Origin of the sequence: Chryseobacterium foetidum (assembly GCF_025457425.1) — a bacterium.
GTDB lineage: Bacteria > Bacteroidota > Bacteroidia > Flavobacteriales > Weeksellaceae > Chryseobacterium > Chryseobacterium foetidum.
In genome coordinates this window covers 2,528,216-2,552,137 of sequence record NZ_JAMXIA010000001.1, presented here as the reverse complement: position 1 = coordinate 2,552,137, position 23,922 = coordinate 2,528,216, and the positions used below count along the sequence as shown (strand labels likewise).

The 23,922-nt window shown below is 35.9% G+C and carries 20 protein-coding genes; 13 read left to right on the top strand and 7 right to left on the bottom strand.

The window, feature by feature from the left end; translation table 11 throughout:
- Positions 1-41: 41 nt before the first annotated feature.
- The gene (gene clpB, locus NG809_RS11970) at positions 42-2,636 is read right to left on the bottom strand and encodes an ATP-dependent chaperone ClpB (RefSeq protein WP_262150925.1); all 2,595 of its coding nucleotides are present in this window, start codon (positions 2,634-2,636) and stop codon (positions 42-44) included.
- Positions 2,637-3,066: 430 nt separating this feature from the next.
- On the opposite strand from clpB, the gene NG809_RS11965 reads away from it, so the two are divergent.
- Complete coding sequence (locus tag NG809_RS11965) at positions 3,067-3,642, top strand: TetR/AcrR family transcriptional regulator (RefSeq protein WP_262150922.1); 576 nt, start codon at positions 3,067-3,069, stop codon at positions 3,640-3,642.
- Between the two features lies 1 nt (position 3,643).
- Here the strand turns inward: NG809_RS11965 and NG809_RS11960 are convergent, their stop codons facing one another.
- The 3 genes from NG809_RS11960 to NG809_RS11950 form a co-directional block, all read right to left on the bottom strand.
- Positions 3,644-5,941 (bottom strand): GH92 family glycosyl hydrolase, encoded by a 2,298-nt coding sequence (locus tag NG809_RS11960; protein WP_262150920.1) that lies wholly within the window; start codon positions 5,939-5,941, stop codon positions 3,644-3,646.
- An 87-nt stretch (positions 5,942-6,028) separates the two neighbouring features.
- Positions 6,029-6,709, bottom strand: a complete 681-nt coding sequence (locus tag NG809_RS11955) for a response regulator transcription factor (RefSeq protein WP_262150918.1) — start codon at positions 6,707-6,709, stop codon at positions 6,029-6,031.
- 9 nt (positions 6,710-6,718) lie between these two features.
- The gene (locus NG809_RS11950; protein WP_262150917.1) at positions 6,719-7,969 is read right to left on the bottom strand and encodes a sensor histidine kinase; all 1,251 of its coding nucleotides are present in this window, start codon (positions 7,967-7,969) and stop codon (positions 6,719-6,721) included.
- Positions 7,970-8,140: 171 nt separating this feature from the next.
- On the opposite strand from NG809_RS11950, the gene NG809_RS11945 reads away from it, so the two are divergent.
- From NG809_RS11945 to NG809_RS11900, 10 genes are all read left to right on the top strand, one after another.
- A complete protein-coding gene (locus NG809_RS11945; RefSeq protein WP_262150915.1) occupies positions 8,141-8,554 on the top strand; it encodes a DUF1573 domain-containing protein in 414 nt (137 codons plus the stop codon).
- Positions 8,555-8,713: 159 nt separating this feature from the next.
- The gene (locus tag NG809_RS11940) at positions 8,714-9,595 is read left to right on the top strand and encodes an SDR family oxidoreductase (protein WP_262150913.1); all 882 of its coding nucleotides are present in this window, start codon (positions 8,714-8,716) and stop codon (positions 9,593-9,595) included.
- An 82-nt stretch (positions 9,596-9,677) separates the two neighbouring features.
- Positions 9,678-11,891, top strand: coding sequence for a M1 family metallopeptidase (locus NG809_RS11935; RefSeq protein ID WP_262150912.1), 2,214 nt, complete (start codon positions 9,678-9,680; stop codon positions 11,889-11,891).
- Positions 11,892-12,580: 689 nt separating this feature from the next.
- On the top strand, positions 12,581-12,736 hold the full coding sequence (locus tag NG809_RS11930) for a hypothetical protein (protein WP_262150911.1): 156 nt from the start codon (positions 12,581-12,583) through the stop codon (positions 12,734-12,736).
- 186 nt (positions 12,737-12,922) lie between these two features.
- The gene (locus tag NG809_RS11925; protein WP_262150910.1) at positions 12,923-13,507 is read left to right on the top strand and encodes a hypothetical protein; all 585 of its coding nucleotides are present in this window, start codon (positions 12,923-12,925) and stop codon (positions 13,505-13,507) included.
- A gap of 674 nt (positions 13,508-14,181) precedes the next feature.
- On the top strand, positions 14,182-14,619 hold the full coding sequence (locus tag NG809_RS11920) for a hypothetical protein (RefSeq protein ID WP_262150909.1): 438 nt from the start codon (positions 14,182-14,184) through the stop codon (positions 14,617-14,619).
- Positions 14,620-15,027: 408 nt separating this feature from the next.
- The gene (locus NG809_RS11915) at positions 15,028-15,585 is read left to right on the top strand and encodes a hypothetical protein (RefSeq protein ID WP_262150908.1); all 558 of its coding nucleotides are present in this window, start codon (positions 15,028-15,030) and stop codon (positions 15,583-15,585) included.
- A gap of 340 nt (positions 15,586-15,925) precedes the next feature.
- A complete protein-coding gene (gene rocD, locus NG809_RS11910; RefSeq protein ID WP_262150907.1) occupies positions 15,926-17,170 on the top strand; it encodes an ornithine--oxo-acid transaminase in 1,245 nt (414 codons plus the stop codon).
- Between the two features lie 133 nt (positions 17,171-17,303).
- A complete protein-coding gene (locus NG809_RS11905) occupies positions 17,304-18,062 on the top strand; it encodes a glycosyltransferase family 2 protein (RefSeq protein ID WP_262150906.1) in 759 nt (252 codons plus the stop codon).
- The gene (locus NG809_RS11900; protein ID WP_262150905.1) at positions 18,062-18,805 is read left to right on the top strand and encodes a polysaccharide deacetylase family protein; all 744 of its coding nucleotides are present in this window, start codon (positions 18,062-18,064) and stop codon (positions 18,803-18,805) included. Before NG809_RS11905 ends, NG809_RS11900 begins: the two co-directional genes overlap by 1 nt.
- Here NG809_RS11900 and NG809_RS11895 read toward each other — a convergent pair.
- Positions 18,802-19,878, bottom strand: coding sequence for a glycosyltransferase family 4 protein (locus NG809_RS11895; RefSeq protein ID WP_262150903.1), 1,077 nt, complete (start codon positions 19,876-19,878; stop codon positions 18,802-18,804). The genes NG809_RS11900 and NG809_RS11895 overlap by 4 nt on opposite strands.
- Positions 19,879-20,041: 163 nt before the next feature.
- On the opposite strand from NG809_RS11895, the gene NG809_RS11890 reads away from it, so the two are divergent.
- Both NG809_RS11890 and NG809_RS11885 read left to right on the top strand, forming a co-directional pair.
- Positions 20,042-21,013: a glycosyltransferase family protein gene (locus NG809_RS11890; RefSeq protein WP_262150899.1), complete on the top strand. Its 972-nt coding sequence runs from the start codon at positions 20,042-20,044 to the stop codon at positions 21,011-21,013.
- Entirely contained in the window at positions 21,010-22,194 is a 1,185-nt protein-coding gene (locus NG809_RS11885; RefSeq protein ID WP_262150897.1) for a glycosyltransferase family 4 protein, read from the top strand. The genes NG809_RS11890 and NG809_RS11885 overlap by 4 nt, the downstream gene beginning before the upstream one ends.
- On the opposite strand, the gene NG809_RS11880 is transcribed toward NG809_RS11885, so the two are convergent.
- Both NG809_RS11880 and NG809_RS11875 read right to left on the bottom strand, forming a co-directional pair.
- Entirely contained in the window at positions 22,191-23,036 is an 846-nt protein-coding gene (locus tag NG809_RS11880; protein WP_262150895.1) for a glycosyltransferase family 2 protein, read from the bottom strand. The genes NG809_RS11885 and NG809_RS11880 overlap by 4 nt on opposite strands.
- 40 nt (positions 23,037-23,076) lie before the next feature.
- The gene (locus tag NG809_RS11875; protein WP_262150893.1) at positions 23,077-23,907 is read right to left on the bottom strand and encodes a glycosyltransferase family 2 protein; all 831 of its coding nucleotides are present in this window, start codon (positions 23,905-23,907) and stop codon (positions 23,077-23,079) included.
- Positions 23,908-23,922: the final 15 nt, after the last annotated feature.

The following is a 23,922-nucleotide window of genomic DNA, read 5'->3' as shown; positions in this document are numbered from 1 at the left end:
TCCAACCGGAATTTTAAAAAACTAAATATGAAAAAAAACTATTACTTTTCTGTGGGTCTGAAAACCAAACCTGTCTCTTCAAAATAATCCAGCGTAATTCTGTCGCCGTCATTCACGGTTCCTGCAAGGATTTCTTTTGATAATTTGTTTAAAACTTCCTGCTGAATCACTCTTTTCAAAGGTCTTGCTCCAAAAACAGGATCATAACCTTTATTGGTCAAATAATTCAAAGCATCCTGTGTTGCGGTCATAATGATATTTCTCTTTGCAAGCATGTCATTGAACCCTCTCAACTGATACTGAACGATTTTTCCGATTTCTTTTTTTCTTAATGGCTGGAACAATACCGTTTCATCAATCCTGTTCAGAAATTCCGGACGTAAAGTTTGTTTTAATAAATCAAAAACTTCAGTTTTCGTTTTGTCCACAATCTCATCCTGATTTTCCTCAGTAATATTTTCAAAATTCTCCTGAATGATATGTGAACCGAGATTAGAAGTCATAATAATAATCGAGTTTTTGAAATTCACAACTCTGCCTTTGTTATCCGTCAATCTTCCGTCATCCAAAACCTGCAATAGCGTGTTGAAAACATCAGGATGCGCTTTTTCAATCTCATCCAAAAGCACGACTGAATAAGGTCTTCTTCGAACTGCTTCAGTCAACTGTCCGCCTTCATCATAACCAACGTATCCTGGAGGCGCACCAACCAAACGGGAAACCGAATGACGTTCTTGATATTCACTCATATCAATTCTCGTCATATTGTTTTCGTCGTCGAATAAAAACTCCGCCAAAGCTTTTGCCAACTCAGTTTTACCAACTCCGGTCGTTCCTAAAAACAGGAAACTTCCGATTGGTTTTTTCTCATCGCTCAAGCCCGCTCTGTTTCTTCTGATGGCATCTGCAACGGCTTCTATTGCCTCTTCCTGACCCACAACCCTGTGATGAAGTTCGGTTTCCAGATGCAGTAATTTTTCTCTCTCAGACTGAAGCAACTTCGTAACAGGAATTCCAGTCCATTTTCCAATCACTTCAGAGATATTTTCGGCAGTTACTTCTTCCTTAATCAATTCATTCTGATGATTTTGCATTTCAAGTTCGAGCTTCTGCAAAGCATCTTCTTTCTCCTTAATCTTTCCGTACTGAATTTCAGCAACTTTAGCATAATCTCCAGCTCTTGAAGCACGTTCTGCTTCGAGTTTTAGAGATTCAATATCTTTTTTAATCTGTGTTAAATCCTCAGATTTTTGTTTTTCTTTCAGCCATTTCGCATTGATTTCATTTCGCTGTTCAGAAATTTTCGAAATATCTTCCTTCAAATGGTCGATTTTTGTCTGATTGCCTTCTCTCGAAATGGCAGCCAACTCAATTTCCATCTGCATCAGTTTTCTATCGAGAACGTCCAGCTCTTCAGGTTTTGAATTGATTTCCATTCTCAGTTTGGCTGAAGCTTCATCAATCAAATCAATCGCTTTGTCCGGTAAAAAACGGTCTGAAATATATCGTTGAGACATTTCCACCGCCGCAATAATCGCTTCGTCTTTGATTCTTACTTTGTGGTGCGCTTCATATTTATCTTTAATTCCACGAAGAATGGAAATTGCCGATTCCGTATCCGGTTCTTCCACCATTACTTTCTGGAAACGTCTTTCAAGCGCTTTATCTTTTTCAAAATATTTTTGATATTCATTCAAAGTAGTTGCTCCGATCGCTCTTAATTCTCCTCTTGCCAAAGCCGGTTTTAAAATATTTGCCGCATCCATCGCACCTTCACCACCGCCGGCTCCCACCAAAGTGTGGATTTCGTCGATGAAAAGAATGATTTGTCCGTCTGATTTAATGACTTCATTTACGACAGATTTCAAACGCTCTTCAAACTCACCTTTGTATTTTGCACCGGCGATCAAAGCGCCCATATCCAAAGAATACAAAGTTTTATCCTGTAGATTTTCAGGAACGTCTCCATTGATAATTCTGTGTGCAATTCCTTCTGCAATCGCGGTTTTACCAACGCCCGGCTCACCAATCAGAATCGGATTATTTTTTGTTCTTCTTGAAAGAATCTGCAAAACCCTTCTGATTTCTTCATCACGGCCGATTACCGGGTCAAGTTTTCCTTCTGCAGCGAGTTCGTTGAAGTTTTTAGCATATTTATTTAAAGACTGATACGTTTCTTCCGAACTTGCAGAAGTCGCTTTCGAGCCTTTCCTCAATTCTTTGATTCCGCCTTCCAAAAGGCTTTTCGTAACGCCCATATCTTTCAGCGTTTTCGAAACTTCAGAATTGGTTTCCAAAAGTGAAAGCCATAAATGTTCGATGGTGACAAATTCATCACCCATTTTTTTGGCGATGTTCGGTGCATCCAGCAAAACTTTGTTGGCTGACTGTGATAGGTAAATATTTCCGCCCTGAACTTTTGGGAGTTTTTCTAAATTTTCTCTGTTACGCTCTCTTACCAACGTTGCATCCGCTTCCGCTTTTTTGAGCAGGAAAGGCGATATATTTTCATCCACCTGAAAAATTCCTTCCAGAAGATGTTGCGGTTCTATCTGCTGATTGCCAAATTCCATAGCTACCTGTTGCGCAGCCTGAATGGCTTCCTGTGATTTTACTGTATATTGATTAAGATTCATACTTTTATATTTAAAATTTAATGTTTAAGATTCAAAATTTAACTGCTGATATAATTTTATCTTTTAAAAAAATTATCAAAATCCATACAATTTATTTTTGGTTTTTTCTTTTTAAAAAACATTAAGAAGTTAAATTTTAGAGGTTTAAATTCTTAATGTTCGGTCAATCATTTAATTCGAATAGCTTATCGCAAAAAGTATTCAATTATTGATTTTATAAAAAATATGGTCAAAATTTCCGAATTTAACATTTAACCATCCTTTAGAAAAGACAAAATTTCCGTTTCTGATTAAAATTGATGGATTTAATTATGAAAAATAGTCAGTAAACGATTTTTAATTTTTTTTAAAACGTAAAAGGCCACCGTCTGAAAATCATTCATCAAAAAGAATAGATTTAAATTCAGAATATTTACTTTTGTAACCAAGCATGGAATTGAGAGAAAAACAACAGAAAATACTGGAAGTAGCCATAGAACTTTTTAAAGAAAAAGGGTATCCGGCAAGTTCTGTAAGGGATTTGGCAACGAAGCTGAACATCAAGGCGGCATCTTTGTACGCACACATCCGCTCGAAGGAAGAAATTCTAGAATGGATCTGTTTCGGAGTGGCTCAGGAGTTTTTTGATGAACTACAGATTATAAAAACCACATCGCTTCCGCCAAAAGAAAAACTCAATCTTTTTATTGACAAACATCTTTCCATTGTTCTGAAAAACCGTGATGTAACGCACATTTACTCCAATGAATGGAAACATCTGGAAGAACGTCTAACCGAATTTGTAGATTTAAGAAAAAACTACCAGCAGGAAGTTGAGCAGTTGATTTCTGAAATTTATACCGCCGAAAATTGGGAGCTGAAATCCCCGACTTTCACAACGAGATTTATTCTTCATACACTGAATAATTCCTATTTCTGGTTTAAAAGAAATATAGAATCCACGGATGAAATTAACGCAGAAATCAAGGAAAAACTTCTATATGGATTACTTGGGAGAAATAAATAGATTATTTCTTCGCTTTTGCACTCATATAAAAAGTCAGTTTCCCGCCATTCATTATATCTGAATGTTTCAACGTAAAATTCTTAATTTCTTTTCCATTCAAAAGAATTTTCTGAACATAAACACTTTTTGGACTTTGATTAATGGCTTCAATTTCAAAAGTTTTTCCGTTTTCTAAATTTAAAACAGCACCTTCAACAGCCGGACTTCCAATTGCATAATCTTCCGAACCAGGTGCGACAGGATAAAAGCCAAGTGAGCTCAAAATATACCACGCACTCATCTGCCCTGCATCGTCATTTCCGCCCAATCCATCGGGTGTTGCTTTGTACTGCATTTCCAGAATTTTTCTGATTTGTGCCTGTGTTTTCCATGGCTGACCAGCCCAATTATAAAGATAAGCAACGTGATGAGCAGGTTCGTTTCCGTGAACATAACCGCCGATAATTCCTTCTCTGGTAATATCTTCCGTGTCTGCAAAAAACTCGTCTGGCAGATGCATTGTGAATAATTCGTCCAATTTTGAAGCGAATTTTTTCTTTCCACCCATCATGGTCATCAATTCAGTAGGATTATGAGGAACAAAAAAGCTGTAATTCCATGAGTTTCCTTCGATGAAGCCTTGTCCGTGCGTGCTTAAGGCACTAAAATCTTTTTTAAAACTTCCGTCAGCAAGTCTGGGACGCATAAATCCTATGCTTTTATCATAATTATTTTTCCAGTTTTCTGAACGTTTGATGAATTGACTGTAAATTTCCGTTTCGCCCAAATGCTTTGCCAGCTGAGCAATCGCCCAGTCATCATAAGCATATTCCAAATTATTTGAAATTGAAATTCCACTTTTTTCAGCAGGAATATAACCCTTGTCAATATAAAAACCGATGCCTTCGTAATCTCTTTTGTTCGCAGTTTCCACGCAGGCCATCAGGGCAGCTTTTGAATCACCGTCGTAATTACCTTTGATGATCGCGTCCGCTAGCACACTTACGCTATGATAACCGCTCATGCACCAGTTGTCATTGGCATAATGCGACCAGATCGGCAACATTTTCATCGAAAACTGGTTGTAATGTGCCATCATCGATTTCACCATATCATTATTCCGCTTGGGTTGAATGATGTTGAAAAAAGGATGCAATGCACGGTAAGTATCCCAGATTGAAAATGTTGTATAATTTGTAAAACCTTGTGCTTTATGAATATTTTGGTCTAAGCCTTTATATTCGCCGTTGAAATCCGTGTAGGTTGTCGGACTGATGAAGGTGTGATACATTGCTGTATAAAAGTTGGTTTTATCAGTTTCAGAACCTTGAACGATGATTTTATTTAATTCTTTATTCCAGATTTCCTGAGTTTGTTTTCTAACTTCATCAAAAGATAAATTTCCGGTTTCCTTTTCCAAATTTTCCATCGCATTCGCCTGACTAACGGGTGAAATTGCAAGCTTTACTTCTATCGCTTCATTTTCATTGGTGTTAAAATCAAAATACATTTTCAGATTTTTTCCGGCGATCTCGGGAAAGTTTTTGGTTTGGTCAAATTTCCTCCAGAAACCATTGTAAACCTGCTTTTCATCGAAGTTTTTCTGACCGTAAGATTTAAAAGGCTTCGAAAATTTCATAGCAAAATAAACGGTTCGGGTTCTTGCCCAACCATTGGTTTGACGATATCCTGTGATAGTATTTCCGTTTTCTACACGCACGTAAGTCCAGACATTTTTGCCGTCGTAATTGTAAATTCCGGCCATTAAATCTAAAATAATATGTGCCTGATCAGACTTTGGAAAGGTGTAACGATGAACGCCAACTCTTGTAGTTGCCGTTAATTCTGCTAAAATATTGTGATCATCAAGTTTTACTTTGTAATATCCTGCTTCTGCTTTTTCATTTTGATGTGAAAATCTGCTTCTGTAACCGTTTTCAGGATTGGCGGACGTTCCGGGATTCAACTGTAATTTCCCGACTGTCGGCATGACTAAAAAATCTCCCAAATCAGAATGTCCCGTTCCGCTGAAGTGGGTCGAACTAAAACCTACAATCGTGTTGTCTTCATAGCGATAGCCTGCGCAGTATTTGTAAACTTCACCGTTGTATTTCCCGTTTAAGGCGTAGGAAATCGTATCGGTTTCCGGACTCAGCTGAACAGCTCCAAAAGGTGCCGTTGCTCCCGGATAAGTGTGACCCATTTTTTCAGTTCCGATAAGTGGATTTACGTACTGAATTAACTTTTCCGTTTTTTGAGCATTCAGATTTGAACTGAAAATTGAAACAATGATAAAAAGAAGAATTGCCGGCTTTCTCATGAAGTTTTATTTGACCCGTAAATTTAAATAAAAATCAGCCGTAAAATATTATGGTTTAGATTTGAGTAAAATCAAATCTCATTGAGATTACTTCTCAGAATAACGAAACCCGATTCCATGAATGTTTTCAATGGAAATCTGCTCTTCATCAGACAAAACCTTTCGCAGCCTTGAGATAAAAACATCGAGACTTCTTCCCATGAAATAATCGTCGTCGCCCCAGATAGCCTTCAGAATATCCTGTCTTTTCAGCACGGTATTTTTGTTCCGGATAAAGAAAAACAACAGTTCAGATTCCCGCTGGGTAAGCGTAACTGTATTTAAATTATTTTTTAAAGTATAATTTTTAGGATCGAAAATATATTTCCCAACGGTAAAATTTTGGGGAAGTGTTTCAGTTTTTTTGGAACGTTTGAGGAAAACTTCAATTTTCAAAATCAATTCTTCAATACTGAAAGGTTTTACCAGATAATCATCTGCGCCAATTTTCAAACCTTTGATTCTGTCTTCCTTTAAAGCTTTAGCCGATGTAAAAATAATGGGAATTTCAGCATTTTTCTCCCGGATCTTTTCTGCCAGCTCAAAACCGTTGATTTCAGGCATCATAATGTCCAGAAGACAAATATCAAAACTGTCATTATTGAAAGCTTCAAGAGCAGTTTTCCCATTTGAAAAACGCCTGATGTCGTAAAAATTTTCAAGGCTGTCCTGAATGAGAAATGCAATCGTTTCGTCATCCTCAGCGTATAAAATTTTAGATTTCTCCATTGCTTACAATTAATTATTCGGGATAAACAGCGTTGTTGTGATTCCTGAATCCCGATTATTTTCAACTGAAATCTTCCAGTGATGCTGCTGCACTACTTTTTTCACATAAAACAATCCCAGACCAAAACCAGTGACCTCATCACTTTTTTGCGAATTTACCCTGTAAAATTTATCAAAAATGTGGGCTATGTTTTTCTGTGGAATCCCCATCCCTTTGTCCTGAAACTTTAAATATAAGCCTTTTGAATCTTTTACGGAAAAAATTCTGATCTCCGGAATTCCGTCACAGTACTTCAGAGAGTTATCCAAAAGATTATACACTACATTGCTGAAATGAAATTCGTCTGCATTAATCACCAGATTATCATCAATTTCCAGTTCAATTTTTACATTTTCATTTTTCTGCTTTAAGACTTCCAAAATATCTTTAATAAAGGTATTGAGATGTATTTTTTCCAGCTTTAAATCCAGACCGGAGGCATCATGTTTGGCGATATTCAGAATTTTTTCAACGTGGCTGTTCAGTTTGAGACTTTGATTGGTTATAATTGAAGTATAAGTTTGAAGTTTCGGATTTTCAACCACAGACTGTTGTTTATTTAAAGCCTCCGTTGCCAGCAGAATTGATGAGAGCGGTGTTTTAAACTCGTGTGTCATATTATTAATAAAATCACGCTGAAGTTCTGAGAATTTTTTCTGCTGAATGATCGTGTAAATAGAATAAACATAGACCAAAAGTATGATGATCAGGGCAAACGTCAGCAAATACCAAAACCTCAGCGAGCTGATAAGGTAAGTTGTCTTATCCGGAAAACGGATCGAAAAGTAATAAGTAAGATTTTCATGTTTGGGAAAACTTATTTTCTTATGTTCAGAAGATTTTGTTTCCGGACTGATGTATTTTCCGTACAACATTTTGTCGCTGTGGCAATTGTAGACCGCGTAGACGTAATTGGTATTGATTTGCAGACGTGTAAATTCTGTTTTCAGATAATATTCCAGCACATCGGGATGAAACTCGTTGTTGATGTTTACCACATAATAATCGTTGGCGATATTCTGAACAGGACTTTTGGTGAATGAAGTTTCGGGCCCTGACAATTTTTCAACGACTTCAAGAAGCGCGATGTTTACGGTTTGATTGAACTTTTTATCTTCAAGATTGTAGGCCTGCCTAGTCCACAGAAGCTGGGCGATCAGAATTCCGACAATTGCCACAAGACCTAAAGTTATAATGATATTGAGTTTCTTTATTTCCATTTTCAGAGGCAATATTATCCAAAAATATCTATTTAATTTTTATCATTAACAACTCATTAACAAAACTTTGAAAGTGATTAACAATAATTTTAAAAATGTTGAGTAAATTTGTTACATCAAAAGTTTGAAATCACATTCTTTGAATTTAATAACAACAATAAATATAATTTTATGAAAAAATTGAAAATCTCCGCTTTATTGGCCGTTTTAGCATTCTCAACTTTCTATGCTGAAGTTCTGCCTGTTGCAAACAATGCAATTGTAAACGTAATCGCTGACGCCATCAAATGGAAAGCTGAAACGATTGACGTAGGAAACATTCCACAGGGAACTCCGAAGTTGATCAGATTTGAATTTAAAAATACGTCTAAAGCGCCGGTTATCATTGAAAACGTAGCACCTTCTTGCGGATGTACTACTGCTGATTATACGAAAACGCCTATCGCACCTGGTAAAACAGGATTTGTTGCAGCAAACTATAATGCAGCAAGCCCGGGAGCTTTCATCAAAACGGTAAATGTTACTACGAGCGACAGCAAAACTCCTAAAACACTTTCTTTCAAAGGAACTGTTGTAGCAAAATAAAAAATTTCAAATATATAAAAGTGTTGGCAGCTCTGTAATTTTTTACAGGGCTGCTTTTTTTGCCGGAAGAAATGCTGCAACAGTTATTTATAACATTATTTATCTGAAATTTTTAAACCTCATCCGGTCAATATTTATTATTTTTAAGAAAAATAATTTATGAACTTATATACACAGCCAATGCTGCGCGAAGACGCTCTCAAAGATAAGGTAGCCATCGTTACAGGTGGTGGCAGCGGTCTTGGCAAAGCCATGACCAAATATTTCCTTGAACTGGGAGCAAAAGTAGTGATTACTTCAAGAAATCTAGAAAAACTACAGGTTACAACAAAGGAATTAGAAGACGAGACGGGAGGAAAAGTTCTTTGCGTTGCCTGTGACGTGAGAAACTGGAACGAAGTAGAAGCTATGAAAGAAGCCACTTTGAAAGAATTTGGGAAAATCGACATTCTTCTTAACAATGCAGCCGGAAATTTCATATCTCCAACAGAAAGACTTACCCATTCCGCATTTGATTCTATTTTGGACATTGTTTTAAAAGGAACAAAAAACTGTACGCTCTCCATCGGAAAACACTGGATAGATTCTAAAACTTCAGGAACGGTTTTGAATATTGTAACTACTTATGCTTGGACGGGCTCTGCATACGTTGTTCCGTCTGCCTGTGCAAAAGCAGGAGTTTTGGCAATGACAAGAAGTTTAGCCGTTGAATGGGCAAAATACGGAATCCGTTTTAATGCGATTGCACCGGGACCTTTCCCTACCAAAGGAGCGTGGGACAGATTGCTGCCGGGAGATTTGCAGGAAAAGTTTGATATGAGAAAAAAAGTTCCGTTGAGAAGAGTGGGCGAACATCAGGAATTGGCTAATCTTGCGGCCTATCTTGTTTCAGATTATTCAGCTTACATGAACGGTGAAGTGGTGACGATCGATGGCGGAGAATGGCTTCAGGGTGCCGGAGAATTCAATATGCTGGAAGATATTCCACAGGAAATGTGGGATGCTTTGGAAGCGATGATTAAATCTAAAAAATCAAACTAAAACTATTTACTTCTTTTTATCCCGAAATTTGTAACGATTGCGGGATATTTTTTACTTATCACTTTAAATTAAACCTTTTCAGATGAATTTTAAATTCCCTACAAAAATTTTTGTTGCTGCCGTTTTTGCAGTGTCGGCTCAGTTTTCGGCTCAGGAAACACCAAAAGAATCTCCTAAATATGATTTTGTTGAAGCTTTTAAACCATTTTTCTATCCGCAGACAGGCACAGAAACAAGGTCAGCAAGCGGACAACCCGGTCATGCATACTGGCAAAACTCTGCCGATTACAAACTTGACATCAGCCTTGATGAAAAGAAAAATGAATTGACCGGAAGCGCAGAAATCACTTATACGAATAACAGCCCGGATCAGCTGAGTTTTCTTTGGCTTCAGCTTGATCAGAATTTATTTGCAAAAGATTCAAGGGGAAATGCCGTTGTTCCCTTATCAGGAAGCAGAAACGGGGCTAAAGGGGAAGTTTTTGAAGGTGGCTACAAAATCAAGTCTGTAACCTATGACAACAAACCTGTAAAATATACAGTTACTGATACAAGAATGCAAATCGATCTTCCGCAGCATCTTGCAGCAAAAGGAGGAAAGGCAAAAATTAAGATTGAATATTCTTTTGTTTCCCCAAAATACGGTTCAGACCGGATGGGAATTGAAGAAACCAAAAACGGAAATATCTACACACTCGCACAGTGGTATCCGAGAATGTGTGTTTATGATGACGTAATGGGCTGGAACACGCTTCCTTACCTTGGTGCTTCAGAATTTTATCTGGAATACGGAGATATTACGGCAAACATTACAGTTCCTTCCAATCATTATGTTGTAGCATCCGGGGAACTTTTAAACTCAAAAGAAGTTTATTCTAAAGAAGAAAACGAACGTTGGGAGCAGGCGAGAAATTCTGATAAAACAGTGATGATCAGAAAAGAATCTGATATCAAAAAAGGTCAGGCTTCAGGAACAAAAACATGGAAGTTTAAGATCAGTCAGACAAGAGATTTCGCATGGGCATCTTCCGCAGCATTTGTTTTGGATGCAGCAAAAATAAATCTTCCAAGCGGTAAAAAATCTCTTGCAATCTCTGCCTACCCTGCAGAAAGTGCCGGTGATAAAGCGTGGGGAAGATCTACTGAATATACCAAAGCTTCCATCGAGCATTATTCTAAAAAATGGTATGAATACACCTATCCCGCAGCCACCAACGTTGCCGGAAATGAAGGCGGAATGGAATATCCGGGAATCGTTTTCTGCCACATGGATTCCAAAGGGGAAGATCTCTGGGGCGTTACAGACCACGAGTTTGGGCACAACTGGTTCCCGATGATTGTGGGTTCCAACGAAAGACTTTTTGCATGGATGGACGAAGGTTTCAACACATTCATCAACGAACTTTCTACAGAAGCTTTCAACAACGGTGAGTATTATCAAAAGAAAAACATTGCACAGATGGGTGCATTTCTCACAAGTGACAATATTGAACCGATAATGGTAGGTCCTGACAATATGAAAGAAAGAAACATCGGAACGCTTGCATATTACAAACCGGGAGTTGGACTTGGAATTTTGCGTGAATCTGTTTTAGGACCGGAAAAATTTGATAAAGCATTCAAAACCTATATCGAAAGATGGGCTTTCAAACACCCTACTCCATGGGATTTCTTCCACACAATGGAAAATGTTTCCGGTGAGGAATTGAACTGGTTCTGGAGAGGTTGGTTTATCAACAAATGGAAAGTTGACCAGGGAATTAAAACTGTGAAATATGTGAATGGAGATTTCAAAAACGGAGCACAGATTACAGTGGAAAATTTAGGTCAATTGCCAATGCCGACTACGGTTCAGCTTAAATTTAAAGACGGAAGTACTGACACTGTAAAACTTCCTGTGGAGGTTTGGAAGAGAAATAACGAATGGACTTTCAAAGTGAATTCCACAAAAGAAATAAGTGAAGTAAAACTGGATCCGAAAAGTGAAATTCCTGACGTCAACTCAAAAAATAACAGCTGGAGCGCATCGCAGGCAACGGGAGTGACAGATAAAATCAATCCTAAAGATTTTGTGGGCACCTTCAGCAATAAACAGGTTCCTGTAAAAATCGTTCTTACAGAAAAAGACGGTCAACTTTATGCTCAGGCGACGGGACAGCAGGCTTTTCCATTGGAATATTTGGGCGACAACAAATTTTCTTTTGAGATGGCTCAGATTGAAATTGTTTTCAGCAAAGACAAAAAATCTTTCAACATTGCGCAGGGTGGTACGGATGTAAAGTTTACAAAAGAGTAAATTAACTGTAATTCAAGATATTTAAAGTCCGTTTCATACAATTGAAACGGACTTTTTTATGTCATTGCAAGGAGGAACGACGAAGCACTTTGTTGAAATAGCGAAACAGTCTACAACAGATTGCTTTCCCGAAAGGTCGGGACAAGCTGAACCTCTCAATGATCTTTCAAACTCATCCCAATGAATTACAAAAATCATTGAGACCTTTATCCAAATCGTCGAGAGGTTTTGCTGAAGTCCCCGAGAGCATTTACCAAACTCCTCGTTACCTTTTTTAAAATCGTTACTGAGCATTTTTAAACTCCCCGTTACCTTTTTTAAAATGCTCACTGTCTATTTTTTAAAACAGCAGGAAGTATTTACTGATTATATTAAAATAAGCTTATTAAATTTTGCTAGGCTCATTTGCAATCCCTCCCGCTGCCGCACGAACAATGTCATTACGTTAAGCAAAGATCACAGCGTATCCTTCATGTTTTTTGGGTTTTTATCTGTTGCGATATTTATCTTTGTGGCGCTCAAATTTTCTCTCTGGGCGAATGGGGACAGGATGCTTTGAGAAAAGATCTTTTAACCCCGATGCCACGCGAATCCCCCTACTGCCGCACAAATCCCTTCGTGTGGCTTTTCTTTAAAAAAAACAATTTCTAAAAATGTATTATTCTTTATCTTTATAAAAACATACAATGATGAGTAGAAATTACAAATTCCATAATCCCGACGGATTATATTTTATAAGTTTTGCGGTAGTAGGTTGGCTGGATGTATTTATTCAAAATGAATACAAAGACCTATTTCTGGAAAGTGTAAGATTCTGCCAAAAGAAAGGTACTGCGGTGCTGTAGATTATGCTGATGAAAAAGGTTTGTTAGACGATATTGTTGTTTTTAAGATGTTTGATTTGTAAGAAATACCACACGAAAGGATTCGCGCGGTAGCGGGGAAAGGATTCGTGCGCCAGCGGGGGGTACAATACTATTAAAAATGATATAGAGTACATACATTATACTAAACAATAAGAATAAAATATTATGGACATAAATTTTAAATTAGATTTTTTTTATTACCAGGAAAAGGCAATTTTAGATGGCAGAGATCCAAAAATGATTGAGCTCACTCCTGATATTGATAAATTTGAAAAATTTTTAAAAACACAACCTTTAGACAAAATAATTGAGTTGCTTATACACACTTATAAAGACAAGTATGCACAAACACAATTTTGGATTATGAAGTTACTAGTTAGCAATTCGCTATTAATAGATGATAAATATCCATCCTATTTAGATGAAGAAACTGATACCTTTTTAAGTTCGAAAAAAATTGATAGGAATGATTTAAAACATTTTATCTGTAAAATGATATTGGATTTAGAAAAAGGATGCTATTTTTCAAATTATATAGAATTTGCTTTTATGAAAGAACAAAATATTAATAAATTTAAAGAAGCAGTTGAAAGAAGCCTTGATGGAAAGCAGTATCAGATATTGCAGTCAAATGGAGAAATTACATTTAAAGTCGAGAATTCACCAATAGCAAAAGTAGAAATTACAAATAAAAAAATAAAGACTGTTTTTAATCCTGAAAAATGGATTGCATATTATGGTTTGGGTTAAAAAAATTAGATTTTCTCAATGTTCCCCCGCCGCACGAATCCTTTCGTGTGGCTTTTCTTTTAAAAACCAATTTCTAAAATTGTATTATTTTTTATCTTTATAAAAACATACAACGATGAGTAGAAATTACAAATTTTACAGTGCTGCAGGTTTACATCCCGCTGCACAAAATCTCCTGACTTTGAGCAATGTACATAAACAAATTTTCTTAAATTTAATCCCTACCACTATAAAATCCTTTCGTGTGGTTCCCCTAATTTTGCAATATCTAACTCATACACATTATGTAAGTGAGGACACAAGCGGGACGCTTGCGCCAGCACCCCGCTGCCGCACGAATCCCTTCGTGTGGCTTTTTCTTTTAAAAACCAATTTCTAAAATTGTTTTATTTTTTATCTTTATAAAAACATATAATGATGAGTAGAAATTACAAATTTTACAGTCCTGAAGGCTTACATCCCGCTGCACAAAATCTCCTGACTTTGAGCAATGTACATAAACAAATTTTCTTAAATTTAATTTCTACCACTATAAATCCTTTCGTGTTGTCCCCCTGATTTTGCAAATATCTAACTCATACACATATGTAAGTGAGGACACAAGCGGGACGCTTGCGCCAGCGGGTGATTTACAAAGAGATAAAACAATTATTAAATTTATAAAATAAATCACAATGAAAAGTATAACATTAAGTAATGATAGCTTTTTCGATAAGGACTATAATAAAACTTTTTCATACCAAGACAAGTATAAATTCTTTTCTGTTTATGATATAAGTAGCTTTCTAGGTTCCTTTTATTTAGAGAAAATAAAATTAGTCTTAACAAATAAAGTAGATGAAACCCTTAAAGATTTTGCATTAAGCAAAGAGCAAACAGAGCTAATAAAGGCAGTTTTTGAACAGCAGATAGATGAAACATTACCTTTAATAGAGCCTGTAGAAGGCAGAAGATACAAAAGTTGGACATTGGAATGGAAAAGTAAATCGTATGATATGAACCTTAGCCTGATAAGTCCTCAAAGTATGAAAGTTCAGGATCTTTACAGAATCGTAACCATTGCAGAGGAGTGTTTGGCAGAAAACAAGCCAATGTATCTTTCAATAGATTAAGTCTTTTAGCCGCTCAAGAAATTGGACGGTTTTTCTTACGAAGAAATATCTGAAGATATAAAAATTCCCCCCGGCTGCCGCACGAATCCCTTCGTGTGGCTTTTTCTTTTAAAAACCAATTTCTAAAATTGTTTTATTTTTATCTTTATAAAAACATATAATGATGAGTAAAAATTACAAATTTTACAGTCCTGAAGGTTTACATCCCGCTGCACAAAATCTCCTGACTTTGAGAAATGTAGCTAAACAAATTTTCTTAAATTTAATTTCTACCACTATAAATCCTTTCGTGTTGTCCCCCTGATTTTGCAAATATCTAACTCAACACATATGTAAGTGAGGACACAAGCGGGACGCTTGCGCCAGCGGGGAAGCATTTAACTTTAAAAATTTTAATTATTAAAAAATATGCAATTAGCACAATTTAAAAACTGGAGATTAGGCTTTATTTTTAGGAATAATCTGGAAAAAAAATATTCCAAAAATATGCTTAAGATTAGATTTAATGAAATGGATGGTATCTTGTTTATTCCTCATTATGATACTACTAAATATTCTTTTCCTCCTTTAAACAAGGAACAAAAATATGTGGGGTCAAAAATAGAAGATCTTGGGATAAAAAGAAGGATATACGCTTTCATGGAAGAACCTGTTATTTTCTTTGAAGACAATGAAAGAGCGGGTCAGTATTTCAACCTAGATTTTGAATATGATGTTGAACATATGGATAGAGAATTTCATGTAAAATATTATAATCTTATTTATTGTATAGATTCAGAAACCTATAAATGGTTGTATAAAGCATTGAGGAAAGATTTTTATGAATTTCCTAGCGGTCATAGTTTTAACAGAGAAAATTCTATTTACAACAATGCTTTGCAATTTATAGAAGAAAAATTGATACAATTAAAAGAGGAATTGCCAGATAAATTCAGAAATAAAATTTTTAAAGAAGAACAACTATAGACACAACTCTGCAAAGTATAGATACTTTGCAGTTTTATTCTAAGTTATTATTCAAAATAAAACACGTCAAGTCCTGTCCCCCCGCTGCCGTACGAATCCCTTCCCAGCTGCCGCACGAATCCCTTCGTGTAGTCAATCCTACAAACCAAACATCCTAAGACTAAACTTTAATTTTATCTGAAAAAAGATATAAAATCCAAAACTCAATTATACTTCACCAAATATCTTCCGAATTACTTATCAATTCTTTACAACAGTTCTGAATCTTCATTTTAAACAGAAATTAATTATTGAAGCAAGTTATTTATAATCCTTAAATTTGTACAAAAGCAAAAAGAATATGTCAACAGCAGAACAAACAAAAAACTCACAGTATTTTATTGAACTTGAAGAGAAACACGGCGCACACAATTATCATCCGCTTCCGGTGGTTTTGGATAAAGGTGAAGGCGTTTTTGTTTGGGATGTTGAAGGCAAAAAATATTACGATTTCCTTTCAGCTTATTCTGCTGTAAACCAGGGTCACTCGCACCCGAAAATTGTAGATGCTTTAGTGAATCAGGCTAAGAAACTGGCTTTAACTTCAAGAGCGTTTTACAATTCAGGTTTGGGAGAGTACGAGAAAAAGATCACTACCCTTTTCGGTTTTGATAAAGTTTTACCAATGAACTCTGGAGCTGAAGCAGTGGAAACTGCTGTAAAATTAGCCAGAAAATGGAGTTATGAAGTAAAAGGAATTGCTGAAAATGCAGCGAAAATCGTAGTTTGTGATAACAACTTCCATGGTAGAACAACAACGATTGTTTCTTTCTCCAATGATCCTGATGCCAATAAAAACTACGGTCCTTTCACACCAGGATTTGTGAAAATTCCTTACAATGATTTGACTGCTTTGGAGGAAGTTCTGAAAAATGATGCTCAGAATATTGCCGCATTTTTAGTGGAACCGATTCAGGGAGAAGCCGGAGTTTACGTTCCGGATGAGAATTATTTAAAAAATGCTTCTGAAATATGTAAAAAGTACAATGTGCTTTTCATTGCAGATGAAGTTCAAACCGGAATTGCAAGAACAGGAAAACTGATCGCATGTCATCACGAAGATGTACAACCTGATATTTTAATTTTAGGAAAAGCCCTTTCCGGAGGCATGTATCCTGTGTCTGCCGTTTTAGCGAATGACGAAATCATGAATGTGATCAAACCAGGACAACACGGTTCGACTTTTGGTGGAAACCCGATTGCCTGTGCGGTTGCGATTGCTGCTTTGGATGTTGTTGCTGAAGAAAATTTATCTGAAAGAGCTGAAGAATTAGGCAAATTATTCAGATCTGAAATCGAAAAAGTGATTGAAAAATCTGATCTGATTACCAAAGTAAGAGGAAAAGGATTATTGAATGCAATTCTAATCAACGATACACCGGAAAGTTCTACCGCATGGAATCTCTGTTTAAAACTAAAAGAAAACGGATTGCTTGCAAAACCAACCCACGGAAACATCATCAGACTTGCACCGCCATTGGTTATTACTGAAGAGCAATTGCTGGATTGTGTGAAGATTATTGAGAAAACTGTGTCGGAATATTAAAATATTTTTAGATTTTCAATCCGGAAAATATTTTATAATACTTATATAAATAACACTCTTTTGGGTGTTATTTTTTTGTAATTGATATAGTTTTAAAATAAACTGTATTTTTGCTGAAATTACTCGGTTAAAAATGAAGCTTTCGGTTGCTATTATTACTTTTAACGAAGACAGAATCATCGAAAAAACGCTCAGTTCGGTTCATGATATTGCAGATGAAATTGTCGTGATCGACAGTTTTTCGGATGACAGAACGGTGGAGATTTGTCAGAAATTTCCTAAAGTAAAATTGATTCAACAAAAATTTTTGGGTTTCGGAAAGCAGAAAAATTTTGCAATCAGCCAATGTTCCGGAGAATGGATTTTATTTTTGGATGCCGACGAAATTCCGGATGAAACAGCCCTGAAATCAATTCAGACCATTGCAAATCAGAATCAGTCTGATTATTTGGTTTATAATATTTCATTTAATAATATTTTTCTCGGTAAATCGCTGAAATACGGAGGTTGGGGAAATCTTAAAAGAGAAAGATTATTCAGGAAAAATGCAGGAAAATATTCCGAAGACATCGTCCACGAAATGTTTTTAACGGAAGAAAAAACCGGACTTTTAGAAGGAAAATTAAATCATTATACTTACAAAGACATTCATCATCACATCGAAAAATCAAATAAATACACGACGATGATGGCGGAAAAGATGTACAGCCGCGGCAAAGAGTCGAGTGTTTTGAAAATTATTTTCAGTCCAATCTATCAGTTTATCAAATCCTATTTTATACGTTTGGGTTTTCTTGACGGACTGGTGGGCTATTACGCTGCAAAAACTGCCGGATTTTATACTTTTCTGAAATATCAGAAACTCTACGAACTACACAAGGTAAAAAAATAATGTTGCTCAATTTCATTAAAGGTATTTTGGGAATAAAGTTTTCCACTGACCTTAGAATTTTAATGTATCATCAGATCATGCCTGAAAAAGACAGGATTGATAACGACCTGATTATTTCCGTAGAAAAGCTTGATGAGCAACTGAAATATATCAAGCAGAACTTTGAAACGGTTTTCTTCAGTGAGCTTGATGAGAAAAAGGACACTAAAAATAAACTCATCATTACATTTGATGACGGTTATTACAATAATCTGGTGTATCTGATTCCTCTTTTAATTAAATATCAACTTAAAGCAACGATTTGTATCCCGACAGAGCTTATCGAGAAAGATCTTGAAAATATTCCAGGTACTTTTATGAGTTTTGATGAGATTAAATCTTTGCCAAAAGAGCATGTAGAAATTGCTATGCACAGCCACAGTCATAAGAACTACGCTGAAATGAGCATTGAGAATGCCGAAAAAGACATCAGAGAAAACATTGCAACACTGGAAAAACATCAGATTCAATTCTCAAATGTTTTGGTTTATCCGTACGGTAAGTTTCCGAAAAGAGGATCGGAGAAAAAGAGATTTTTTGAACTGCTTGAAAAACTCAATATTTCTGCAGGATTGCGCATCGGTAATAATCTCAGTTCTTTTCCGTGGAAGAATAAATTTGAGGTTAAAAGAATCAATATCAAAGGCAGCGACAGCTTTGCTACATTTAAAAGAAAACTGCGCTTCGGCAAAATAAAACTTTAGGATAACAGTTTTTTATAAAGATTTTCATAAGACTCTGCCATCGATTTGTAACTGAATTTCAAAGCGTGCTGATGAAGTTTCTTAGGCATTTCGGAATCATTTTTAAAGTCTTCCAGTCCCTTCAGATACACTTCATTCATTTTTTCCGCATCGAAATTATCAAAATAAAAAGCGAGATTTCCACCAATTTCAGGGAGACTTGTAAAACGGCTTAGAAAAACAGGCTTACCAAAATACATCGCTTCCACAGGCGGAATTCCGAAACCTTCTGCCAATGATGGATGACAATAGGCTTCACAGTTTTTTAGGAAGAAGAATTTCTCTTCATTACTGACGTTTTCGAGAATATGAACTCTTTTTTCAAGTCTTAATTCCTTGATCTTAGCTAAAAAAAGTCCTTTGTAATCTGATTTCGCAGCAGAAGTTATTAAAACCAAATCTCTGTCGTTATGATTCATCATTTCAAGCAAAACATGCTGGTTCTTTTTCGGATAAAGAACACCGATGGTCAGAATGAACTTTTTATTTTGAAAATCACACATTCTTCCTGAACTAAAATTTTCGTTTTCAGAAAAAATCAGTCCATTGTAAATTACATCTATTACAACATTCTCCTTCAGTTTAAACAATTCCCTGTTTTTAATAAAATCTTCTTTCACAAATTCTGAAATGCAGACAATTGCATCTGCATTGCCGACATTTTTCTGAACTAAGTTGGTAAACTTTTTAACTTTTTTAGCTGAACTTTTATCATGAAGAAAATTCAGATCATGCAAGGTTACAACTTTTTTCTGTCGGGATTTTTTATTGTGAAAATACTCTGAAAGCTGATGTGTCGTGTGGATCAGATCAAATCCTGAAGTTTTAACAGGAAATCGTTTTTGCCAGAATTTCCAGTTTATGATTTTAAAATCGGACTTTGTCTTGGGAATATTTTTTGCCGGACCGTAAAAAGTGAATTGAAAATCGAATTTAAGCTCGTCTAATCCTTTAATCAGGGAAATGCAGACGTTGGCAATTCCCGATTTAGGATATTTCAGGCGTTCAACGTCAATCAGGATCTTATTTTTCATAGCGAAATGCGACTTTGAGCCAAAAATATAAATTTAAAGTTTAAAATCTTTACTTTTGTTGTACGAATCGGCACTTTGGCAATATTGATTAGAAAATATTAGGCGATTGCACAGATTGTTTCGAATATTTGGAATAACTGTTAAAAACAATAAACAGCTGCACATGAAAATTTGTTTAATCAGTTTTGATTTCTGGCATTACGATGAACATATCGTCAGTAAACTAAAAGAAAAAGGCATTTATGCGCACCATATCAACAGTGGAGCATTTACGCACAAAAATTTTGCTGCCAGATTAAAAAACACCTTCAGCAAAGTTTTTTTAGGTAAAAATCTGAAGAACGAGCAAAGACAAAATTTCATTATTGATTCTCTGCAAAAAATTGGAAAGCAGGATCAGATACTGGTGATCAATCCCGAAGCCATTGAAGACCGAGTTCACCAGGTTATCAGAAGCAACACAGACCGCAATATAGCTTACCTTTATGACAGCATGCAGAGAAATCCCGCTGAGCATATTCTGCATTATTTTGATCAGGTTTTTTCGTTTGACGACAATGATGTTGATAAATTCGGTTTCAATAAGATTAACAATTACAACTATTTAAAATACACTCCCGCCGAACGGCAAAATCCCGAACTGGATCTTTTTTACATCACTTCTTTCGACAAGACCAGAATTGCAAGACTTGTCAACCTCAGCGAAAAGCTTAGAATTTTAAATATTAAATTTAAAGCCATCATCGCCGGAAAAAAGAGCTGGAAAAAACGTTTGCAGCAGATTTTTGACAAAAAACTGGTTAAAAATCTTGATTTCAGAATAGGAAACATCCCGCAGACTGAAGTTTTGAAACTGTACAGCAAATCCAAAGCGATTTTAGATTTTCAGAGAAACAATCAGGCAGGGCTGAGTTTCAGAGTTTTTGAAGCGATGGCTTTGGAAAAGAAATTCGTAACTGACAATCAGGATATTAAAAATTACGATTTTTATAATCCTGAAAATATTTTAATCCTGAACAAAGATTTCAGCAATATTGAAAAGTCTTTTTTTGAAACCGAATATCAAAAGCTACCGGAAGAGATTTACTATAAATACACTTTGGATCATTGGGTGGAAAAAGTTTTCGGGCTATGAAGCAAATCAACAACATTCTGCTGATAACAAAGGAATTCCAGTCTGATTTTCAGAAGAACGTGGGCGGAACCGGTGTTTTCTATAAAAATCTTGCAGAAAGTTTAGCTGACAGAGAAATCAATGTCTTGGTTTTTGGTTCGGCAAAAAAGCCTTTTGACATTCAGAAAAAATATTTGTCTGTGCATTTTGTGAAGGATTATTTCAAAAAATATTTCCTGATGGAACTTTTGCGTTCTGTAACCGGAAAAATTTCATTTCTTGAAAAATTTCATTATAAAATTTATGATCTTGAAGCAGAATATCTAAAGAAAGAACTATCGAAATTTACAGCAAATAAAAACATTGATGTAATTGAAACCCATGACTGGGAAGGGATCAGCAGGATTGCGGAAGACCTTAAAATCCCTTACATTATCAGATGTCACGGCTCTTGGTCTGTTCTGAGCCGTTTTTTTGGCTACGGAGCAGCGAAAGGGAAAATTTACTGCGAAAAAAAAGCATTTGATAATGCTGAAAATATAATTACTGTTTCGCAAAGTAATGAAAAGATGGTGCGTGAAATTTTTGGCAATAAAGATTACAATCTAATTTACAACGGAATTGATACCGGCTTGTACAAACCACCTCAAAATCCTGAAACAATCTCTAAATCTATATTCTTCGTCGGAAACGTTTCAACCGAGAAAGGTGCAGATACTGCACTGGATGCTTTTATAAAAGTTCATGAAAAAGAAAATGAAGCAACGCTGCATTTTATCGGGAAAGAAACGGAGTTATCAGAACAACTGAAACGTAAAATCGCTGAAAACCAGCTGGAAAACAATGTGATTTTCTATGGTAAAAAAAATCCTGATGAAGTGGTGAAGCTGCTTTCGAAGGCAGAAGTAATTGTATTTCCTTCGCGCGGAGAAACTTTTGGTCTGGCGCTTATTGAGGCAATGGCTTTGGAAAAACCTGTAGTCTGTGCGAACCTCGAAGTTTTCAGTGAAATTGTCAGCGACGGAATAAACGGACTGATTGCGTCGGAAAGTGAGTTTTCTGAGAAAGTTTTAGAATTATTTTCTGACCGGAACAAGGCAATGCATTTATCGACAAATGCCAGAAACACAGTGGTTGAAAAGTTTTCACTAAAGAAAATGACAGATGAAACCCTGAGTTACTATCAGAAAATCAACAGCTAATTTTTAATTTTTGTAAAAGATTTCGTCTCTTTCTCTGAAACAAACAGGTTTAGAAAATTAAGACAGATTTTAAGCATTTTCCAAAGAACAGGATAATTGCTGTGAATATTTTCGACTTGAAGCATCCTTCTGGAACCTGCAAAATGTAATAGCTTCAGCTCATCGCCCAAATGTGGAAAATATTCTTTGTAAACAGATTCTTTTTCCTTTTCCATCAACTTCTTATTTACGTCATGACTGGAGATTCCCGAATTATCAAAATCACTTACGGTAATGTTGATATGTCTGTATCTTGCTTTATAAATTACAATCGCTTTCAGAAAAAACTCCCAGTCTGAAATAATTTTCAGATGTTCGCTGTAAGGTCCTGCTGTGTCAAAGAGATTTCGTTTGATAAAACTTGAGGGATGCGGTAGAAAAGAATGTAGAAAATAAGTGAGATCCGTCTTTTCAGGAGGTGTGAACAGCGTTTTGGGAATGCCATTCAGACTGTAAATTAAATTTCCGCTGATAATATCGGAAACATGATCAAGCTGTGGCAAAACTTTAGCGATTACCTCATCATCTGCCAAAATATCACCGCTGTTGAGAAAAAGCAGATAATCTCCCGACGCCAATTTTATTCCTTTGTTCATGGCATTGTAAACACCGGTGTCTGGCTCGCTCAGCCAGTGCTGAATATTATTGGAGTTCTCTTCTATTACCCTGATGCTGCCATCGCTGCTGTTTCCGTCAATTACAATGTATTCAAAATCTTTACAGGATTGCTTTGCTACACTCTGTAACGTTTTTGCAAGACCTTTTTCGTTATTGTAGTTGATGGTAATGATGGATAAAGTCATGGCTATATTTAAAAGACAAATATTTTAAAAGTTGTTTGAATCAGTCTGTTTTCAATTTAAATTTAGGTAAAAATAAAAGGAAAAAACCGATAATCCATTTAAAAAACCTCCATGCAACAGGAAATTTTTTGATGTGGAAAACCTGTTGTATTCTTTTTGCTTTGGCCTCCTGACTAAATTTCAAATCTTCTAAAAAGGCTGAAAAATATTTCTGCAGTGTGATTTCTCTTTCTTTAAAATAGACTGCAAGGTTCTCGGGCTTTGCTGAAATTCCTGAAAAATCATAATAGCAAATGGTTTCTTCTAAATGATTGTAAGATACATTGTACAGACAAATAGCAACAATGAAGAATTCCCAGTCTGCACAGATTTTATAGTCTTCGTTGTACAAAAAATAATCTGTAAAGAGTTGCCTTTTGATAAATGCCGCCTGATGATTGATCCCACCGGAATACATAAAACCAAACGTAATTTTCTTTGGCGGACTTTCAATTCTGTGATAACCGTCGTCATTAAAATAAACTGAATCTCCGTAGAGAATATCGGTTTCAGATTCAAACTGGTGGGCTACCTTTTCAAGAACAGTATTGCAGAAGAAAAAATCGCCACTGTTCATGAAAATAATGTACTTTCCGGTTGCCATTCTGATGCCTTTATTCATCGCATTGTACACACCGGAATCTTTCTCACTCAACCATTGGCTGATATCAGAATTCTGTTCGATTATTTCTCTGCCTCCATCAGTGCTTCCACCGTCCACAACAATGTATTCGAAGTTTTTCCATGTTTGATTTTTAATGGAATCAAACGTTTTGATCAACCCTGCTTTGTTGTTGTAATTTATTGTAATTATTGTTAGTGAAACACTCATCTATTTTGCTAAAAT

What these genes read in the sequence shown, in the direction of transcription:
- clpB (WP_262150925.1), bottom strand. Translation starts at nt 2,636, where the DNA reads ATGAATCTTAATCAATATACAGTAAAATCACAGGAAGCCATTCAGGCT.
- NG809_RS11965 (WP_262150922.1), top strand. Translation starts at nt 3,067, where the DNA reads ATGGAATTGAGAGAAAAACAACAGAAAATACTGGAAGTAGCCATAGAA.
- NG809_RS11960 (WP_262150920.1), bottom strand. Translation starts at nt 5,941, where the DNA reads ATGAGAAAGCCGGCAATTCTTCTTTTTATCATTGTTTCAATTTTCAGT.
- NG809_RS11955 (WP_262150918.1), bottom strand. Translation starts at nt 6,709, where the DNA reads ATGGAGAAATCTAAAATTTTATACGCTGAGGATGACGAAACGATTGCA.
- NG809_RS11950 (WP_262150917.1), bottom strand. Translation starts at nt 7,969, where the DNA reads ATGGAAATAAAGAAACTCAATATCATTATAACTTTAGGTCTTGTGGCA.
- NG809_RS11945 (WP_262150915.1), top strand. Translation starts at nt 8,141, where the DNA reads ATGAAAAAATTGAAAATCTCCGCTTTATTGGCCGTTTTAGCATTCTCA.
- NG809_RS11940 (WP_262150913.1), top strand. Translation starts at nt 8,714, where the DNA reads ATGAACTTATATACACAGCCAATGCTGCGCGAAGACGCTCTCAAAGAT.
- NG809_RS11935 (WP_262150912.1), top strand. Translation starts at nt 9,678, where the DNA reads ATGAATTTTAAATTCCCTACAAAAATTTTTGTTGCTGCCGTTTTTGCA.
- NG809_RS11930 (WP_262150911.1), top strand. Translation starts at nt 12,581, where the DNA reads ATGAGTAGAAATTACAAATTCCATAATCCCGACGGATTATATTTTATA.
- NG809_RS11925 (WP_262150910.1), top strand. Translation starts at nt 12,923, where the DNA reads ATGGACATAAATTTTAAATTAGATTTTTTTTATTACCAGGAAAAGGCA.
- NG809_RS11920 (WP_262150909.1), top strand. Translation starts at nt 14,182, where the DNA reads ATGAAAAGTATAACATTAAGTAATGATAGCTTTTTCGATAAGGACTAT.
- NG809_RS11915 (WP_262150908.1), top strand. Translation starts at nt 15,028, where the DNA reads ATGCAATTAGCACAATTTAAAAACTGGAGATTAGGCTTTATTTTTAGG.
- rocD (WP_262150907.1), top strand. Translation starts at nt 15,926, where the DNA reads ATGTCAACAGCAGAACAAACAAAAAACTCACAGTATTTTATTGAACTT.
- NG809_RS11905 (WP_262150906.1), top strand. Translation starts at nt 17,304, where the DNA reads ATGAAGCTTTCGGTTGCTATTATTACTTTTAACGAAGACAGAATCATC.
- NG809_RS11900 (WP_262150905.1), top strand. Translation starts at nt 18,062, where the DNA reads ATGTTGCTCAATTTCATTAAAGGTATTTTGGGAATAAAGTTTTCCACT.
- NG809_RS11895 (WP_262150903.1), bottom strand. Translation starts at nt 19,878, where the DNA reads ATGAAAAATAAGATCCTGATTGACGTTGAACGCCTGAAATATCCTAAA.
- NG809_RS11890 (WP_262150899.1), top strand. Translation starts at nt 20,042, where the DNA reads ATGAAAATTTGTTTAATCAGTTTTGATTTCTGGCATTACGATGAACAT.
- NG809_RS11885 (WP_262150897.1), top strand. Translation starts at nt 21,010, where the DNA reads ATGAAGCAAATCAACAACATTCTGCTGATAACAAAGGAATTCCAGTCT.
- NG809_RS11880 (WP_262150895.1), bottom strand. Translation starts at nt 23,036, where the DNA reads ATGACTTTATCCATCATTACCATCAACTACAATAACGAAAAAGGTCTT.
- NG809_RS11875 (WP_262150893.1), bottom strand. Translation starts at nt 23,907, where the DNA reads ATGAGTGTTTCACTAACAATAATTACAATAAATTACAACAACAAAGCA.